The following is an 18,293-nucleotide window of genomic DNA, read 5'->3' on the forward strand; positions in this document are numbered from 1 at the left end:
AGGGGAGTTAATGCTCCCCTTTCTTATTTTTCTGCACTACGCAGGGATATTTCACCGCCCATCCAGGGTTTTATTATTCCATCCTGCTCAAGTAATAAAGCACCCTGTTTGTCTATTCCGCGTGAAATGCCAAATATTTCTTTATCACCAATGATAAGTTTCACTGGGCGATTAATAAAATTATCCAACTTTTCCCAGCGCGAAAGATAAGGTGTCAATCCTTCTTGCTCGAAGAGTTCCAGCGCCGCGCGTAATTCACGTATCAGCATGGCCGCAAGAGTATTACGATCGAGATTGATCCCGGCTTCCTGCAGCGTGATCCACCCTTGATTAACGACACTCTCTTCAACACGACGCATTGCCATGTTGATCCCTGCACCAATGACTATTTGCGCCGCATCGCCGGTTTTGCCAGTCAGCTCCACAAGAATGCCTGCCAGCTTGCGATCCTGCAGATAGAGGTCATTAGGCCATTTAACACGAACTTTATCTGCACCCAGCTTGCGTAATACTTCCGCCATCACGATACCGATAACCAGACTTAAACCAATCGCCGCCGCCGGGCCCTGTTCCAGACGCCAGAACATCGACAAATATAAGTTCGCGCCAAAAGGCGAAAACCATTTCCGACCACGACGACCACGGCCAGCATGCTGGTATTCTGCAACACAGGCATCGCCAGATTTAAGCTCTCCGATGCGGTCCAGGAGATACTGATTCGTGGAGTCAATAACTGGCAGCACGGCTACACTGCCGTCATCCAGCTGACTCAATATCTTTTCGGCATTAAGTAACTGGATTGGCTCGGGCAAGCTGTATCCTTTACCCGGAACAGTAAATACATCAACGCCCCAGTCACGCAGTGTCTGAATGTGTTTATTAATAGCCGCCCGGCTCATTCCCAGCGTTTCACCCAACTGCTCGCCAGAGTGAAATTCGCCATTCGCTAACAGGGCGATCAATTTCAGTGGCACGGTGTTATCCTTCATGAAATTGTCTCCACTGCGCTCACTTCACCTGATGCACCAATAAAGCGGACTTCAGGCTCAAGCCAGACATTAAATTTTTCACCCACTTTTTGTCTTACATGATGCGCCAGCTGTACAACATCTTCGCTTTTTGCATCGTGCTCATTTATGAGAACCAGCGCCTGTTGACGGTGTACCGCAGCCCCACCAATTTGCGTCCCTTTAAGCTGGCACTGATCAATAAGCCAACCTGCAGCCAGTTTTACTGAACCATCCACCTGGGGGTAATGTGGGGCTGTTGGAAATTGTGCCAACAACGCGTTAGCAGTTTCGGCAGAAACAACAGGATTTTTGAAGAAACTACCCGCATTACCGTTCACTTTTGGATCAGGGAGTTTGGTGGTGCGCATATGACACACCGCATCAAATACTTGCTGTGGCGTTACCGTTGAAGGATCCAGGCGAGTTAAGTCACCATACGTCAGTACAGGTTGCCACTCTTTTGGCAGACGCAGACCTACGGCTACAATGGCGAAGCGATCCTGGTATTCATGTTTAAAAATACTGTCTCGATAGCCAAAACGGCACTCTTTGGCAGTTAAGCGTACTTGCTTGCCTGTCGCCAGTTCAACACAATCAACATAAGCGCAAACTCGCTGTAATTCTACGCCATAAGCACCAATATTCTGGATAGGTGATGAGCCGATACAACCAGGAATTAATGCCAGATTTTCCAGACCAGGCATACCTTCCTGCAAAGTGTATTTTACCAGGCGATGCCAGTTTTCTCCGGCTCCTACATGTAAATACCACGCATCAGGTTCATCATGAATTTCGATACCTTTGATCCGGTTGATGATCACCGTGCCGCGATAGTCCTCCAGAAAAAGTACATTACTTCCTTCACCCAGAATAAGAACGGGTTGTCCTTCTGCGGTTGCATGCTGCCAGGCATTGAGTAATTGTTGTTCGTCTTCGGCACATACAATGTGCTGAGCATTATGATCAATGCCAAATGTGTTCCAGGGTTTTAAGGAGTGGTTCATAGCTGCTTTCCTGATGCAAAAACGAGGCTAGTTTACCGTATCTGTGGGGGGATGGCTTGTAGATATGACGACAGGAAGAGTTTATAGAAACGCAAAAAGGCCCAGTCTTCCGACTGGGCTCTTCGCTTAATTTGATGCCTGGCAGTTCCCTACTCTCGCATGGGGAGACCCCACACTACCATCGGCGCTACGGCGTTTCACTTCTGAGTTCGGCATGGGGTCAGGTGGGACCACCGCGCTAAGGCCGCCAGGCAAATTCTGTTTCATTAACCCGCTTGTCGCCGGTTAATCTAATCTGTATCAGGCTGAAAATCTTCTCTCATCCGCCAAAACATCTTCGGCGTTGTAAGGTTAAGCCTCACGGTTCATTAGTACCGGTTAGCTCAACGCATCGCTGCGCTTACACACCCGGCCTATCAACGTCGTCGTCTTCAACGTTCCTTCAGGACCCTCAAGGAGTCAGGGAGAACTCATCTCGGGGCAAGTTTCGTGCTTAGATGCTTTCAGCACTTATCTCTTCCGCATTTAGCTACCGGGCAGTGCCATTGGCATGACAACCCGAACACCAGTGATGCGTCCACTCCGGTCCTCTCGTACTAGGAGCAGCCCCCCTCAGTTCTCCAGCGCCCACGGCAGATAGGGACCGAACTGTCTCACGACGTTCTAAACCCAGCTCGCGTACCACTTTAAATGGCGAACAGCCATACCCTTGGGACCTACTTCAGCCCCAGGATGTGATGAGCCGACATCGAGGTGCCAAACACCGCCGTCGATATGAACTCTTGGGCGGTATCAGCCTGTTATCCCCGGAGTACCTTTTATCCGTTGAGCGATGGCCCTTCCATTCAGAACCACCGGATCACTATGACCTGCTTTCGCACCTGCTCGCGCCGTCACGCTCGCAGTCAAGCTGGCTTATGCCATTGCACTAACCTCCTGATGTCCGACCAGGATTAGCCAACCTTCGTGCTCCTCCGTTACTCTTTAGGAGGAGACCGCCCCAGTCAAACTACCCACCAGACACTGTCCGCAACCCGGATTACGGGCCAACGTTAGAACATCAAACATTAAAGGGTGGTATTTCAAGGTCGGCTCCATGCAGACTGGCGTCCACACTTCAAAGCCTCCCACCTATCCTACACATCAAGGCTCAATGTTCAGTGTCAAGCTATAGTAAAGGTTCACGGGGTCTTTCCGTCTTGCCGCGGGTACACTGCATCTTCACAGCGAGTTCAATTTCACTGAGTCTCGGGTGGAGACAGCCTGGCCATCATTACGCCATTCGTGCAGGTCGGAACTTACCCGACAAGGAATTTCGCTACCTTAGGACCGTTATAGTTACGGCCGCCGTTTACCGGGGCTTCGATCAAGAGCTTCGCGTTACCGCTAACCCCATCAATTAACCTTCCGGCACCGGGCAGGCGTCACACCGTATACGTCCACTTTCGTGTTTGCACAGTGCTGTGTTTTTAATAAACAGTTGCAGCCAGCTGGTATCTTCGACTGATTTCAGCTCCACGAGCAAGTCGCTTCACCTACATATCAGCGTGCCTTCTCCCGAAGTTACGGCACCATTTTGCCTAGTTCCTTCACCCGAGTTCTCTCAAGCGCCTTGGTATTCTCTACCTGACCACCTGTGTCGGTTTTGGGTACGATTTGATGTTACCTGATGCTTAGAGGCTTTTCCTGGAAGCAGGGCATTTGTCGCTTCAGCACCGTAGTGCCTCGTCATCACGCCTCAGCCTTGGTTTTCCGGATTTGCCTGGAAAACCAGCCTACACGCTTAAACCGGGACAACCGTCGCCCGGCCAACATAGCCTTCTCCGTCCCCCCTTCGCAGTAACACCAAGTACAGGAATATTAACCTGTTTCCCATCGACTACGCCTTTCGGCCTCGCCTTAGGGGTCGACTCACCCTGCCCCGATTAACGTTGGACAGGAACCCTTGGTCTTCCGGCGAGCGGGCTTTTCACCCGCTTTATCGTTACTTATGTCAGCATTCGCACTTCTGATACCTCCAGCAACCCTCACAGGCCACCTTCACAGGCTTACAGAACGCTCCCCTACCCAACAACACATAGTGTCGCTGCCGCAGCTTCGGTGCATGGTTTAGCCCCGTTACATCTTCCGCGCAGGCCGACTCGACCAGTGAGCTATTACGCTTTCTTTAAATGATGGCTGCTTCTAAGCCAACATCCTGGCTGTCTGGGCCTTCCCACATCGTTTCCCACTTAACCATGACTTTGGGACCTTAGCTGGCGGTCTGGGTTGTTTCCCTCTTCACGACGGACGTTAGCACCCGCCGTGTGTCTCCCGTGATAACATTCTCCGGTATTCGCAGTTTGCATCGGGTTGGTAAGTCGGGATGACCCCCTTGCCGAAACAGTGCTCTACCCCCGGAGATGAATTCACGAGGCGCTACCTAAATAGCTTTCGGGGAGAACCAGCTATCTCCCGGTTTGATTGGCCTTTCACCCCCAGCCACAAGTCATCCGCTAATTTTTCAACATTAGTCGGTTCGGTCCTCCAGTTAGTGTTACCCAACCTTCAACCTGCCCATGGCTAGATCACCGGGTTTCGGGTCTATACCCTGCAACTTAACGCCCAGTTAAGACTCGGTTTCCCTTCGGCTCCCCTATTCGGTTAACCTTGCTACAGAATATAAGTCGCTGACCCATTATACAAAAGGTACGCAGTCACCCCATTAAGAGGCTCCCACTGCTTGTACGTACACGGTTTCAGGTTCTTTTTCACTCCCCTCGCCGGGGTTCTTTTCGCCTTTCCCTCACGGTACTGGTTCACTATCGGTCAGTCAGGAGTATTTAGCCTTGGAGGATGGTCCCCCCATATTCAGACAGGATACCACGTGTCCCGCCCTACTCATCGAGCTCACAATATGTGCATTTTTGTGTACGGGGCTGTCACCCTGTATCGCACGCCTTTCCAGACGCTTCCACTAACACACACACTGATTCAGGCTCTGGGCTCCTCCCCGTTCGCTCGCCGCTACTGGGGGAATCTCGGTTGATTTCTTTTCCTCGGGGTACTTAGATGTTTCAGTTCCCCCGGTTCGCCTCATTAACCTATGGATTCAGTTAATGATAGTGTGTCGAAACACACTGGGTTTCCCCATTCGGAAATCGCCGGTTATAACGGTTCATATCACCTCACCGACGCTTATCGCAGATTAGCACGTCCTTCATCGCCTCTGACTGCCAGGGCATCCACCGTGTACGCTTAGTCGCTTAACCTCACAACCCGAAGATGTTTCTTGCGATTCATCATCGTGTTGCGAAAATTTGAGAGACTCACGAACAACTCTCGTTGTTCAGTGTTTCAATTTTCAGCTTGATCCAGATTTTTAAAGAGCAAAACTTCGCAGTGAACCTTTGCAGGTACACTCTGAAGTATTTTTTATTTAATCACTACAGAGATGGTGGAGCTATGCGGGATCGAACCGCAGACCTCCTGCGTGCAAAGCAGGCGCTCTCCCAGCTGAGCTATAGCCCCATAACATGTAGTTAAAACCTCTTCAAATTTGCGGTGCAAATTTGGTAGGCCTGAGTGGACTTGAACCACCGACCTCACCCTTATCAGGGGTGCGCTCTAACCACCTGAGCTACAAGCCTGTAGAGGTTTTACTGCTCATTTTCATCAGACAATCTGTGTGAGCACTGCAAAGTACGCTTCTTTAAGGTAAGGAGGTGATCCAACCGCAGGTTCCCCTACGGTTACCTTGTTACGACTTCACCCCAGTCATGAATCACAAAGTGGTAAGCGCCCTCCCGAAGGTTAAGCTACCTACTTCTTTTGCAACCCACTCCCATGGTGTGACGGGCGGTGTGTACAAGGCCCGGGAACGTATTCACCGTGGCATTCTGATCCACGATTACTAGCGATTCCGACTTCATGGAGTCGAGTTGCAGACTCCAATCCGGACTACGACGCACTTTATGAGGTCCGCTTGCTCTCGCGAGGTCGCTTCTCTTTGTATGCGCCATTGTAGCACGTGTGTAGCCCTGGTCGTAAGGGCCATGATGACTTGACGTCATCCCCACCTTCCTCCAGTTTATCACTGGCAGTCTCCTTTGAGTTCCCGGCCGGACCGCTGGCAACAAAGGATAAGGGTTGCGCTCGTTGCGGGACTTAACCCAACATTTCACAACACGAGCTGACGACAGCCATGCAGCACCTGTCTCACGGTTCCCGAAGGCACATTCTCATCTCTGAAAACTTCCGTGGATGTCAAGACCAGGTAAGGTTCTTCGCGTTGCATCGAATTAAACCACATGCTCCACCGCTTGTGCGGGCCCCCGTCAATTCATTTGAGTTTTAACCTTGCGGCCGTACTCCCCAGGCGGTCGACTTAACGCGTTAGCTCCGGAAGCCACGCCTCAAGGGCACAACCTCCAAGTCGACATCGTTTACGGCGTGGACTACCAGGGTATCTAATCCTGTTTGCTCCCCACGCTTTCGCACCTGAGCGTCAGTCTTCGTCCAGGGGGCCGCCTTCGCCACCGGTATTCCTCCAGATCTCTACGCATTTCACCGCTACACCTGGAATTCTACCCCCCTCTACGAGACTCAAGCTTGCCAGTATCAGATGCAGTTCCCAGGTTGAGCCCGGGGATTTCACATCTGACTTAACAAACCGCCTGCGTGCGCTTTACGCCCAGTAATTCCGATTAACGCTTGCACCCTCCGTATTACCGCGGCTGCTGGCACGGAGTTAGCCGGTGCTTCTTCTGCGGGTAACGTCAATGAGCAAAGGTATTAACTTTACTCCCTTCCTCCCCGCTGAAAGTACTTTACAACCCGAAGGCCTTCTTCATACACGCGGCATGGCTGCATCAGGCTTGCGCCCATTGTGCAATATTCCCCACTGCTGCCTCCCGTAGGAGTCTGGACCGTGTCTCAGTTCCAGTGTGGCTGGTCATCCTCTCAGACCAGCTAGGGATCGTCGCCTAGGTGAGCCTTTACCCCACCTACTAGCTAATCCCATCTGGGCACATCCGATGGCAAGAGGCCCGAAGGTCCCCCTCTTTGGTCTTGCGACGTTATGCGGTATTAGCTACCGTTTCCAGTAGTTATCCCCCTCCATCAGGCAGTTTCCCAGACATTACTCACCCGTCCGCCACTCGTCAGCAAAGCAGCAAGCTGCTTCCTGTTACCGTTCGACTTGCATGTGTTAGGCCTGCCGCCAGCGTTCAATCTGAGCCATGATCAAACTCTTCAATTTAAAAGTTTGATGCTCAAAGAATTAAACTTCGTAATGAATTACGTGTTCACTCCTGAGACTTGGTATTCATTTTTCGTCTTGCGACGTCAAGAATCCGTATCTTCGAGTGCCCACACAGATTGTCTGATAAATTGTTAAAGAGCAGTGCCGCTTCGCTTTTTCTCAGCGGCGCGGGGTGTGCATAATACGCTTTCCCGCCACAGAGTCAAGCATTTATTTTTGCTTTCTCTGCCGAAGTTCTCAGGAGAACCCCGCTGACCCGGCGGCGTGTTTGCCGTTGTTCCGTGTCAGTGGTGGCGCATTATAGGGAGTTATTCCGGCCTGACAAGAGGAAATTTAAAATAATTTTCTAACCGCGCAACATTCAACCAAATCAATCTAAAACTGCCAGTTTTTCGAGCGTTTCGAAGCCGTAACGCTGTAAAACGGGCAATAATTGTTCAGCTTCTGGCGTCATTGCCATACAAAATGCAATATTCGCATCGGCAGATTTTGCATCCGGGGCTTCATGCTCTAACAACCAGGCCGTTCGGCGAGCAATCGCTGCGCCAGAATCCACCAGCCGGGTTCCCTCTGGCAGCACTTGTAATAGTTCTTCTTGTAGTAGAGGGAAATGGGTGCAACCCAATACAACTGTATCTGGCGGCTCTTTCATTCTTAACCACGGGCGTAGGATACGTTTTAGCGCATCCAGAGAAACATCTTCGCCATGCAGCTTCGCTTCAGCCAACTCAACCATCTCTGCCGAGCCCAGCATTTCTATCTGGCATTCATTAGCGAAACGCGCGATCAGCTCATGAGTATAAGAACGTTTAACAGTTCCGCGGGTTGCCAGTAATCCGACAATGCCATTTGCCGTCAGACGTGCAGCAGGTTTAATCGCCGGCACGACACCAACAACCGGGAAGTCGAACTTTTCGCGTAATGCAGGAAGTGAAACGGTACTGGCGGTGTTGCAAGCGACCACAGCCAGCGCAAGGGGATAACGTTCTTGCACTGCGGTGACAATTTCCACCACTCGCTCAACAATAAACACTTCGCTTTTTTCGCCATACGGGAAAGCGACGTTATCGAAAGCATAAATGTAATGGAGATCCGGCAAGAGATGCCGGATCTCGTCATAGACCGACAACCCACCGACGCCGGAGTCAAACACCAGCACGGTGGGACGTGGTTCAGAAGGTGTAGCTGCCAGACAAGGTATATTCCCGTCCTGCAGTTTGGTAGCCATAGACTGTCTCGTAATCTTTGTCGAACAGGTTGGCTATTTTACCACGAACTGTCAGGTGAGAGGTGACCGGATACGCAACCGCAAGATCCCACAAGCTCACACCGCCCATTTTAACGGTTTGATAAGGATAAGAGGAGTAATCCTTATCATAGCGAGTGCCTAAATACTGATAAGTAATCCCCCAGTCGAAGTCATACAACTGCCAGTCGAGCTGGTATTTCACCTGCTGTTTAGCACGGCGTAACAACGGCGTGTCAGTAATCGCATTGCGCGCATCAACATAATCATAACTCACAGTATGCGTCAGTGGTCCGGTATCAAAATTAGCGGTCGCCTCGACACCCTTAATCCGCGCTTTCCCTTCATTGTAATATTTCAGGGTGTGATCATCATAATCGATCAAGTCACTGACATCGTTACGATATCCGGAAATACGCCAGTTAACCCCAGCAGTTAAGCCTTCAAACGCGCCTTCCCATTGTTTGCTTTTCTCAGGATTCAGATTCGGATTACCGTAGGAGCCGTACAGTTGCCCAAGATTTGGTGCCTTATAAGATGTTCCGTAGGAAGCAATAAAGCGATAACCTTCGATGAACTCCCAACCGGCGCTGGTTTGCCAGGTACCATGACGACCAAACTGAGAATTATCGTCGCTGCGTCCTGCGCCTTCAAAAGTAAAATCGCCGACTTGCTGCAGCCCAGTCAGATAGATGCCGGTATTACGTTGATCATATCCATCCTCAACATAAGCTGTGCCCGGTGCCGTGCTCTGCTTCTGCCAGTCAACACCCGCACCAATATTACCGTGGCCAATGATGATGTTGTTTGCCCACTGGACGGTGTACTGTTTCATCTCATCGAGCGTCGCGGACGAATCATAACGACCATAATGCGGATCGTAGTTGTAATCTTTGCTATGGCTGTAGCTGGTAATCAGTTGTGATTTAATCAGTTCGCCGTTATAGCGCAGTCCGGCATCCCAACTTTGGCTATAGAGTTTACGGGTATCGACCAGTGGCAAGCCGGGAGAATAATATGCGTCATAATTGGTACGATTATCATAGCCATAGCCGCGCACAAAGCCGCTCCAGGCATCAGTAAAATTATGCTCCAGCGCGCCATAAAGCGTTTTACTTAAAAAACCATCGTTATCTGGCTGCGCTTGCGTTCCGGTATTACCATAGGCGACAACATCATAACCATGAGTATGGGCATAATCGCCCAACAGCGTTACCCGTGTCTTATCCCCCAGTTGTTGCTGTGTAGAGACATCATAGTTCTGATAACTATTGCTTCCCCACCCTGCTGAAATTTCCGTTCCGGGGTGATCGCGCGTCGTGATGATATTCACGACCCCGCCTATTGCATCTGAACCATAAACAGCGGAGCGCGGCCCACGGATATATTCAACACGCTGGACAAGCGCAATAGGGAACTGACTAAGATCAGCAGAACCACTCACCCCCGCCAAATTCAGGCGGACGCCATCAATTAACACCAACACATGACTGGCATTTGTACCGCGAATAAAAATAGATGAGAGCTGACCTGAACCGCCGTTTTGGGTGATATCCACGCCCGGAAGACGGCGCAGCACATCATTGACCGAGGTCGACTGCCAGCGGTCGATATCCTGACGCGTCACAACAGTAGTTGGCGCAAGCACAGTGCTGCGCGGTTGTTCAAAACGGTTAGCAGTAACGACGAGAGTATCCGGGCTGGTATCCTGTGCCCAAGCGGAAAATGCCGTGACGGAACACGCCGTCAGCAGCGAAGCTTTTTTAATCATTGTAAAGCATCCACAATAGAAGAAGGATGCCGCAGGTTTCATCAATATTACGCGATGATGAGAACCAGATGCGACGTTGGCCGGCAGGTCTTCGGGCTTGGAGGGGTATCTAAGATACTAAGAGATGATGACTTCCCACCGGATGGCAGTGTCCGCATAACGCAATCATCGCACCTTTCCTTACCGCTGCGCGTCAGCTCCAGATTCGCACTGGATTCCCTATTAACTCACAGGACCGGCAAGTGGATGCTACAGGTTGTAACAAGTTACTGTCCAGACGTAGCTCACAAATAGGAATTCATCAAGATCTGGACATCTGATGAGCAATCCCTACAATCGCCGCGTACTTTAATTTTTCAGGATACATCATGACCCCCGAACACCTTCCAACAGAACAGTATGAAGCGCAGTTAGCCGAAAAAGTGGTACGTTTGCAAAGTATGATGGCACCGTTTTCTGACCTGGTTCCGGAAGTGTTTCGCTCGCCGGTCAGTCATTATCGGATGCGTGCGGAGTTCCGCATCTGGCACGATGGCGATGACCTGTACCACATCATTTTCGATCAACAAACCAAAAGTCGTATCCGTGTGGATAGCTTCCCCGCCGCCAGTGAACTTATCAACCAGTTGATGACGGCGATGATTGCGGGTGTGCGTAATAATCCCATTCTGCGCCACAAGTTGTTCCAGATTGATTACCTCACTACGCTAAGCAATCAAGCGGTTGTTTCCTTGCTGTACCATAAAAAGCTGGATGATGAGTGGCGTCAGCAGGCGGAAGCCCTGCGCGATGCACTGCGCGCGCAGAATCTGAATGTGCATCTGATTGGTCGGGCAACGAAAACCAAAATCGCGCTGGATCAGGATTACATCGACGAACGTCTGCCGATCGCGGGGAAAGAGATGATCTACCGTCAGGTAGAAAACAGCTTTACCCAACCGAACGCGGCGATGAATATTCAGATGCTGGAATGGGCGCTGGACGTAACCAAAGGCTCAAAAGGCGATTTACTGGAGCTATACTGCGGCAACGGTAACTTTTCATTAGCGCTGGCACGCAATTTTGATCGGGTATTAGCCACCGAAATCGCCAAGCCGTCAGTCGCCGCCGCGCAATACAACATTGCCGCTAACCATATTGATAACGTACAAATTATTCGTATGGCGGCAGAAGAATTTACTCAGGCGATGAATGGTGTGCGCGAGTTTAACCGCCTGCAAGGAATCGACTTAAAGAGTTATCAGTGCGAAACCATTTTTGTCGACCCACCGCGCAGCGGTCTGGACAGTGAAACCGAGAAAATGGTGCAGGCGTATCCACGTATTCTGTATATCTCCTGCAATCCGGAAACGTTATGCAAGAATCTGGAAACATTAAGCCAGACGCACAAGGTCGAACGTCTGGCTCTATTTGATCAGTTCCCCTACACGCACCATATGGAGTGCGGCGTATTACTGACCGCGAAGTAAAACCCATGCCGGATGCGCTTGCATCCGGCATGATACCGATTACTCAGCAACTTCCTGCTTACGGTTACGCATCTTCGCGCCAATCCAGAACACCATAATGACGGACAGTACTGCCGGGAAGAAGTTAGAGCCGATATCCGGATATTCCGCACGAACTACCGTGCTGTACAGCAGTACGCCGAGAATAAAACAAGCAGCTGCCAGACCCGGCAAGCCTACCGGCATAGTGCGATTAAGATAACGTTGATGCAGGCAGTAAACTGTCAACACCAGGGAAATAATCGGGAATACAGAAAATGGTACAATGGAGCTAAACAGCGCTGCAAAAGTACCATTGATCGATAAGCCAGCAACCAACGCTAGCAGCAGCGTACCTCTATCTTGATTTGCTTGTTTCATTACTCGTCCTTCACATTTCCCGGAATAATTGTGGTTTTCTCTTGTTCACGGCGATACCAGTAATAAGCCCCTTTCGAAATCATTCGCAGCTGCAGTACCAGTCGCTCTTCTAATTGCCGGCGTTGCTCGACGCCGACATCCAACGCCTCGGCCCCCGCACTGAAGACAATCGTCACCATTGCTTCGGCTTGCGCTTCAGTAAACGCACGCGGCATATGGTTTTCGAGTTCCAGATAGTCCGCAAGTTCCGCAATGAAGTGCTGAATTTCACGCGCAACGGCGGCACGAAACGCAGCGGAGGTGCCGGAGCGTTCCCGCAATAATAACCGGAAGGCGTTAGGATTATTACCGATGAACTCCATAAATGTGGAGACCGAGGTGCGGATCACACTCCCGCCTTTGGCGATACGCTGACGCGCCTGACGCATGAGTTGGCGTAGCATTAAACCGCTCTCATCAACCATGGTCAGACCCAGTTCGTCTACGTCGCGGAAATGCCGATAAAAAGAGGTGGGAGCAATGCCTGCTTCTCGTGCCACTTCACGCAAACTCAGGCTGGCGAAGCTGCGTTCAGCACTTAATTGGCTAAATGCGGCTTCCACCAGCGAACGGCGGGTTTTTTCTTTTTGTTGCGCTCTTACGCCCATCACGATGTCTGAATCCTTGCCAAAAGTACTGCTGGCACTATACCAGAGAATGAACATACTGGATTGCTCCAGTGTTGTGAATGAACGGTAACGCAATAAAACATATTTACTGCAATTCTTTGGCCGGTTCTTTTACGTACAACAACGCCAGCATCGACAGCAACGTGCCTCCCCCCAGATACCACGCCGGAGCCGTCAGACTATCCAGCAACACGATGGATTGCGTGGCGAAATATTGCGCAAAACCGCCAAAGATTGCTACGCCAATGCTATAAACCAGCGCGAAACCTAATGCCCGAATCCGTTTCGGCAACAGTTCAGAGATCAACAACATCACTGGCACACCGCCAAGCGTGGTAAAGCTGACCATCACGAAAACCACCGTCAGCAACATGCCAGGGCTTGGGTAATTCACCAACAGCCAGAATGACGGCCAGCTACAGAGAAGCACCATCACACGGGAGATTAAAATCAGCTTTTTACGCCCAACCGAATCACATAGCATCCCCACCAACAGCGCACCCACAAACGTAATTACCCCCGCCAGTAACATCGCTGCATGAGAATAATGTTGAGGCATCGCCAGATACTTCGCCGCCCAGGTGCCGTAATAAAAGAGGGAGATATAGGTTGCGACCGTGCTACCAATAGCGAGTAAAACGCCATTAACGATAGTCGCCTTATGTTGCAGGAGCAGAGAAAACGCGCTTTCGCTGGTAGCAGCTTTTTTATTGCGCACTGGCTCAGGTACGTCATTTTCCAGGCTCAGACGCAACCAGCAACCGATAGGTGCTAATAACACGCCAATAAAAAACGGCACACGCCAGCCCCATTCTGCCATTACGGTTTCTGAACCTGTGGCGAACGGTAGCCATGCGCTCAGACCTAAAGCAACAACCCCACCGAAGGTCGTTGCCAGCCCTTGGGTCGCCAGTGACCAACTGCTGTAAAAGCCGCGACGATTTGCCGGAGCTGACTCCACCAGTAGCGACATTGAAGCCCCGACTTCACCACCTGCCGCAACACCCTGAATTAGACGCGCCAGCACCAGCGTTGCGGTTCCCCAATAGCCCGCCGTTTCATACGTCGGTGCGATGCCGATCATCAGCGTACCGAGGCTCATCAGAGCAATAGTGAACACCATCGCCGGTTTACGCCCGAAGCGATCGGCCCAGGCACCAACGATAATCCCACCGAGCGGACGCATAAAAAAGCTCACACCAAACGTTGCAAATGCCAGTAACAGCGCGACGTTATGATCGGCACTGGGTGGGAAGAAAAGCGTACTGATATAGACCACAAAAAAGTTGTAAACGCCAAAATCAAAAAATTCGAGCGCATTGCCAAACGCCGAGGCAAAGATCACCCGCCTGCCGCTGGGCTTTTTCTTCACACTCACGGTTTCATTTACGATCGCCGTCATTCCATGTTCCTTGCCAAAAAGTGTTGTTGTGTGTTGTTTTATTTATTGCAGCCAGGCTTCAACCAGTGCGCCCCAGTAGCTGCTTGCCGGGACCAGGCTTGCATCGTTAAAGTCGTAACCGGGGTTATGCACCATGCAGGAACCTTCCCCGACATCGCCATTACCGAATAACAGGAAACCGCCTTTGGGTTGGGCTTCCAGCATGAAAGAGAAATCTTCACTGCCCATCAGGGGTTTGATGCCAAACTCAGCCCGATCTTCACCAAATGTTTTGCACGCCACCTGCCAGGCGAAGCGCGCCATCTCCTCGTCATTTACTAATACCGGTGTACCGTTAACATGCGTAACCTCAGCCGTAGCGCCAAAGCTGGCAGCCTGGGCTTGTGCAAGAGCAGGAATACGGGTCAGAAGAAGTTGTCGGGTATCGCGGCTAAGAGAGCGGACACTGATTTTCATCTCAGCACTGTCAGGAATGACGTTAGCCGCCTCACCCGCAACAATGCTGCCGACGGTAATTACCGCCGCTTCCAGCGGATCGACATTGCGCGACACAATGCTTTGTAATGCGGTGGTGATATGTGCAGCAACCAGCACTGGATCGATGGCTTTGTGCGGGATCGCACCGTGTCCGCCACAACCACGAACCGTAATATGGAACTGATCCATTGACGCCATCAGCGCCCCAGGCTGGAAGAAAAACTTGCCGACCGGCAAACCCGGCATGTTGTGCATCCCGAAAATGACATCGCAGGGGAAACGATCAAAAAGCCCCTCTTTAACCATGATCTCACCGCCGTTAATCATCTCTTCCGCAGGCTGGAAGATAAGGCGTAACGTGCCGTTAAAACGGCGGGTTTCGGCAAAATAACGCGCAGCCCCCAGCAGTATGGTGGTATGCCCGTCATGCCCGCAGGCGTGCATTAAACCAGGATGTTTACTGGCCCAGGGCTTGCCACTATTTTCATAAATCGGCAACGCATCCATATCCGCCCGCAGGCCAATACTTTTCTCTCCGTCGCCCACTTTTAACGTGGCTACCACGCCGGTTGTCGCCAGCCCTTGCTCAACCTCATAGCCCCACTGGCGCAGCTTTTCCGCAACCAAAGCACTGGTTTTAAATTCTTGTAATCCCAGCTCCGGGTTTTCGTGGATCTGATGGCGGATCTCGCGAAGTTCTTCCTCAAACCCACGAATATAGTGTTCGATCATCGGCTATTCCTTTATTCACTTATAAACAGGCTAATTAACGGATTTTATTGATGGTATAAATACAAATAACTCATCAATATAAAATATTTATATATTTGTTTTATAAGAAGATTTCATAAAGACAATAACAAAAAAGCACGCTTCGGCAAGATAAAACTATCAGCCATAAGAAAAAGCGATTAATAGTGAATAAATAAAATAAGAAGGAGGAAGACAAAGCAAAGGCCGCTCACGATATAGCCAGATAAATGACGGGGATCAATTGGCTTACCCGCGATAAAATGTTACCATTCTGTTGCTTTTATGTATAAGAACAGGTAAGCCCTACCATGCCACATTCCTACGATTACGATGCCATAGTAATAGGTTCCGGCCCCGGCGGCGAAGGCGCTGCGATGGGCCTGGTTAAGCAAGGTGCGCGCGTCGCAGTTATCGAGCGTTATCAAAATGTTGGCGGCGGTTGCACCCACTGGGGCACCATCCCGTCGAAAGCTCTCCGTCACGCCGTCAGCCGCATTATAGAATTCAATCAAAACCCACTATACAGCGACCATTCCCGACTGCTCCGCTCTTCTTTTGCCGATATCCTTAACCATGCCGATAACGTGATTAATCAACAAACGCGCATGCGTCAGGGATTTTACGAACGTAATCACTGTGAAATATTGCAGGGGAACGCTCGCTTTGTTGATGAGCATACGTTGGCGCTGGATTGCCCGGACGGCAGCGTCGAAACACTAACTGCTGAAAAATTTGTTATTGCCTGCGGCTCTCGTCCATATCATCCAACAGATGTTGATTTCACCCATCCACGCATTTATGACAGCGACTCAATTCTTAGCATGCACCACGAACCGCGCCATGTACTTATTTACGGTGCTGGAGTGATCGGCTGTGAATATGCGTCGATCTTCCGCGGTATGGATGTAAAAGTGGATCTGATCAACACCCGCGATCGCCTGCTGGCATTTCTCGATCAAGAGATGTCAGATTCTCTCTCCTATCACTTCTGGAACAGTGGCGTAGTGATTCGTCACAACGAAGAGTACGAGAAGATCGAAGGCTGTGACGACGGTGTGATCATGCATCTGAAGTCGGGTAAAAAACTGAAAGCTGACTGTCTGCTCTATGCCAACGGTCGCACCGGTAATACCGATTCGCTGGCGTTACAGAACATTGGGCTGGAAACTGACAGTCGCGGACAGCTGAAGGTCAACAGCATGTATCAGACCGCACAGCCGCACGTTTACGCGGTGGGCGACGTGATTGGTTATCCGAGCCTGGCGTCGGCAGCCTATGACCAGGGGCGCATTGCCGCGCAGGCGCTGGTGAAAGGTGAAGCCAACGCACATCTGATTGAAGATATCCCTACCGGCATTTACACCATCCCGGAAATCAGCTCTGTAGGCAAAACCGAACAGCAGCTGACCGCGATGAAAGTGCCATATGAAGTGGGCCGCGCCCAGTTTAAACATCTGGCACGTGCACAAATCGTCGGCATGAACGTGGGCACGCTGAAAATTTTGTTCCATCGGGAAACAAAAGAGATTCTGGGTATTCACTGCTTTGGCGAGCGCGCTGCCGAAATTATTCATATCGGTCAGGCGATTATGGAACAGAAAGGTGGCGGCAACACTATTGAGTACTTCGTCAACACCACCTTTAACTACCCGACGATGGCGGAAGCCTATCGGGTAGCTGCGCTAAATGGCTTAAACCGCCTGTTTTAACACTTTATCGAAATGGCCATCCATTCTTGCGCGGATGGCCTCTGCCAGCTGCTCATAGCGGCTGCGCAGCGGTGAGCCAGGACGATAAACCAGGCCAATAGTGCGGCGTGGTTCCGGCTTAATGCACGGCAGATAAACAACCCCATCGCGTTTGCGTTCCGGCGGCACAGCCAGCGCAGGCAGTAAAGTGATCCCGCTACCTGCCGCCACCATGTTGCGCAGAGTTTCCAGGCTGGTCGCGCGGAAGTGTGTATCTTCATCCGCCCCGGCTTCAAAACAGAAACCCATTGCCTGATCGCGCAAACAGTGACCATCTTCCAGCATCAGCAGTTTTTCCCCTGCCAGATCGGCCATCGGTACACATTCGCGGTTCGCCCACGGGTGGTCTTCATAGATAGCCAGCAACATTGGCTCATCAAACAACGGCACTTCAATGAATGCTTCGCTCTCTTTCACCAGCGCGAGGATCACGCAATCGAGTTTGCCGCTGTCCAGTTGCGCCAGTAACTGGTGGGTCTGTGCTTCATGCAGATACATTTCCAGCTTTGGAAAGGTCTGGTGCAGCATCGGGATAATATGCGGTAGCAGGTACGGTCCAACCGTGGGAATCAAACCAATATGCAGCGGCCCGGACATCGTCTCGCCCTGCTGGCTTGCCATCTCTTTAAGGACTTTCACCTCACGCAGTACGGTACGCGCCTGATCCACCAGCAGCATTCCCGCCTGGGTGAACAACACTTTACGGCTGGTCCGCTCCAGCAACATCACGCCCAACTCATCTTCCAGCTTACGAATTTGCCCGCTAAGCGTCGGCTGGCTAACGTGGCAGGAATCTGCCGCACGCCGAAAATGGCGGTGTTCGGCCAATGCCACCAGGTACTCAAGATCACGAATATTCATTATCCATCCTCCATTGCCACGATAGTTCGCGGCGATAGGTAGCATAGCAACGAACGATTATCCCTATCAAGCATTCTGACTGATAATTGCTCACAGAAACGGAGCGGCACCTCTTTTAACCCTTGAAGTCACTGCCCGTTTCGAGAGTTTCTCAACTCGAATAACTAAAGCCAACGTGAACTTTTGCGGATCTCCAGGATCCGCTTTTTTTTATTCTACAGGCCCACAGCAAGAGAGCCTGAT

At 51.0% G+C, this 18,293-nt stretch carries 11 protein-coding genes, 2 tRNA genes, 3 rRNA genes and 1 riboswitch; of the genes, 2 read left to right on the plus strand and 14 right to left on the minus strand.

The features are described 5' to 3' along the window. Positions 1–23: 23 nt before the first annotated feature. The 9 genes from birA to btuB all read right to left on the minus strand — a co-directional run bounded on the left by birA (position 24) and on the right by btuB (position 10,273). Positions 24–989, minus strand: a complete 966-nt coding sequence (gene birA / locus HBM92_RS23025; RefSeq protein WP_000654598.1) for a bifunctional biotin--[acetyl-CoA-carboxylase] ligase/biotin operon repressor BirA — start codon at positions 987–989, stop codon at positions 24–26. After that, positions 986–2,014 carry a UDP-N-acetylmuramate dehydrogenase gene (gene murB, locus HBM92_RS23030; protein WP_001016654.1) on the minus strand — a complete coding sequence of 343 codons (1,029 nt, stop codon included), beginning with the start codon at positions 2,012–2,014 and terminating at the stop codon, positions 986–988. Before murB ends, birA begins: the two co-directional genes overlap by 4 nt. Before the next feature lie 136 nt (positions 2,015–2,150). Continuing rightward, positions 2,151–2,266, minus strand: a 5S ribosomal RNA gene (gene rrf, locus HBM92_RS23035). Positions 2,267–2,361: 95 nt separating this feature from the next. Continuing rightward, positions 2,362–5,265, minus strand: a 23S ribosomal RNA gene (locus HBM92_RS23040). Between the two features lie 183 nt (positions 5,266–5,448). Beyond that, positions 5,449–5,524: transfer RNA gene (locus HBM92_RS23045), tRNA-Ala, on the minus strand. A gap of 42 nt (positions 5,525–5,566) precedes the next feature. Next, a tRNA-Ile gene (locus HBM92_RS23050) sits at positions 5,567–5,643 on the minus strand. Between the two features lie 68 nt (positions 5,644–5,711). Then, positions 5,712–7,253: ribosomal RNA gene (locus HBM92_RS23055) — 16S ribosomal RNA — on the minus strand. Together the 16S, 23S and 5S rRNA genes with 2 tRNA genes alongside form the textbook arrangement of a ribosomal RNA operon. Positions 7,254–7,626: 373 nt before the next feature. Further along, the gene (gene murI / locus HBM92_RS23060) at positions 7,627–8,484 is read right to left on the minus strand and encodes a glutamate racemase (protein WP_001529515.1); all 858 of its coding nucleotides are present in this window, start codon (positions 8,482–8,484) and stop codon (positions 7,627–7,629) included. Then, positions 8,429–10,273, minus strand: a complete 1,845-nt coding sequence (gene btuB / locus HBM92_RS23065; protein WP_001305033.1) for a TonB-dependent vitamin B12 receptor BtuB — start codon at positions 10,271–10,273, stop codon at positions 8,429–8,431. Before btuB ends, murI begins: the two co-directional genes overlap by 56 nt. 64 nt (positions 10,274–10,337) lie before the next feature. Further along, positions 10,338–10,528, minus strand: a riboswitch (cobalamin riboswitch). A gap of 113 nt (positions 10,529–10,641) precedes the next feature. Between btuB and trmA the strand changes: the two genes are divergently transcribed. Next, positions 10,642–11,742 (plus strand): tRNA (uridine(54)-C5)-methyltransferase TrmA, encoded by a 1,101-nt coding sequence (gene trmA, locus HBM92_RS23070; protein WP_000187001.1) that lies wholly within the window; start codon positions 10,642–10,644, stop codon positions 11,740–11,742. Between the two features lie 39 nt (positions 11,743–11,781). On the opposite strand, the gene HBM92_RS23075 is transcribed toward trmA, so the two are convergent. From HBM92_RS23075 to HBM92_RS23090, 4 genes are all read right to left on the minus strand, one after another. Further along, positions 11,782–12,141 carry a YijD family membrane protein gene (locus HBM92_RS23075; RefSeq protein WP_000806411.1) on the minus strand — a complete coding sequence of 120 codons (360 nt, stop codon included), beginning with the start codon at positions 12,139–12,141 and terminating at the stop codon, positions 11,782–11,784. Further along, complete coding sequence (fabR, locus tag HBM92_RS23080; protein WP_122083113.1) at positions 12,141–12,791, minus strand: HTH-type transcriptional repressor FabR; 651 nt, start codon at positions 12,789–12,791, stop codon at positions 12,141–12,143. Before fabR ends, HBM92_RS23075 begins: the two co-directional genes overlap by 1 nt. A gap of 103 nt (positions 12,792–12,894) precedes the next feature. Next, entirely contained in the window at positions 12,895–14,211 is a 1,317-nt protein-coding gene (locus HBM92_RS23085) for a citrate-proton symporter (protein ID WP_000125464.1), read from the minus strand. Positions 14,212–14,253: 42 nt separating this feature from the next. Next, positions 14,254–15,420 carry a M20 aminoacylase family protein gene (locus tag HBM92_RS23090; RefSeq protein ID WP_000569571.1) on the minus strand — a complete coding sequence of 389 codons (1,167 nt, stop codon included), beginning with the start codon at positions 15,418–15,420 and terminating at the stop codon, positions 14,254–14,256. 329 nt (positions 15,421–15,749) lie between these two features. On the opposite strand from HBM92_RS23090, the gene sthA reads away from it, so the two are divergent. Further along, positions 15,750–17,150, plus strand: coding sequence for a Si-specific NAD(P)(+) transhydrogenase (gene sthA / locus HBM92_RS23095; RefSeq protein WP_001120806.1), 1,401 nt, complete (start codon positions 15,750–15,752; stop codon positions 17,148–17,150). Here sthA and oxyR read toward each other — a convergent pair. Continuing rightward, entirely contained in the window at positions 17,133–18,050 is a 918-nt protein-coding gene (oxyR, locus tag HBM92_RS23100; RefSeq protein ID WP_001025939.1) for a DNA-binding transcriptional regulator OxyR, read from the minus strand. The genes sthA and oxyR overlap by 18 nt on opposite strands. Between the last annotated feature and the right edge of the window lie 243 nt (positions 18,051–18,293).

Origin of the sequence: Escherichia sp. E.sYA108, from assembly GCF_011754335.1 — a bacterium.
GTDB lineage: Bacteria > Pseudomonadota > Gammaproteobacteria > Enterobacterales > Enterobacteriaceae > Escherichia > Escherichia coli.

Bases quoted from the DNA above. Each gene is read 5' to 3' on its own strand.
- trmA (WP_000187001.1), top strand. From the start codon at position 10,642: ATGACCCCCGAACACCTTCCAACAGAACAGTATGAAGCGCAGTTAGCC.
- murI (WP_001529515.1), bottom strand. From the start codon at position 8,484: ATGGCTACCAAACTGCAGGACGGGAATATACCTTGTCTGGCAGCTACA.
- HBM92_RS23090 (WP_000569571.1), bottom strand. From the start codon at position 15,420: ATGATCGAACACTATATTCGTGGGTTTGAGGAAGAACTTCGCGAGATC.
- oxyR (WP_001025939.1), bottom strand. From the start codon at position 18,050: ATGAATATTCGTGATCTTGAGTACCTGGTGGCATTGGCCGAACACCGC.
- sthA (WP_001120806.1), top strand. From the start codon at position 15,750: ATGCCACATTCCTACGATTACGATGCCATAGTAATAGGTTCCGGCCCC.
- birA (WP_000654598.1), bottom strand. From the start codon at position 989: ATGAAGGATAACACCGTGCCACTGAAATTGATCGCCCTGTTAGCGAAT.
- HBM92_RS23075 (WP_000806411.1), bottom strand. From the start codon at position 12,141: ATGAAACAAGCAAATCAAGATAGAGGTACGCTGCTGCTAGCGTTGGTT.
- murB (WP_001016654.1), bottom strand. From the start codon at position 2,014: ATGAACCACTCCTTAAAACCCTGGAACACATTTGGCATTGATCATAAT.
- btuB (WP_001305033.1), bottom strand. From the start codon at position 10,273: ATGATTAAAAAAGCTTCGCTGCTGACGGCGTGTTCCGTCACGGCATTT.
- HBM92_RS23085 (WP_000125464.1), bottom strand. From the start codon at position 14,211: ATGACGGCGATCGTAAATGAAACCGTGAGTGTGAAGAAAAAGCCCAGC.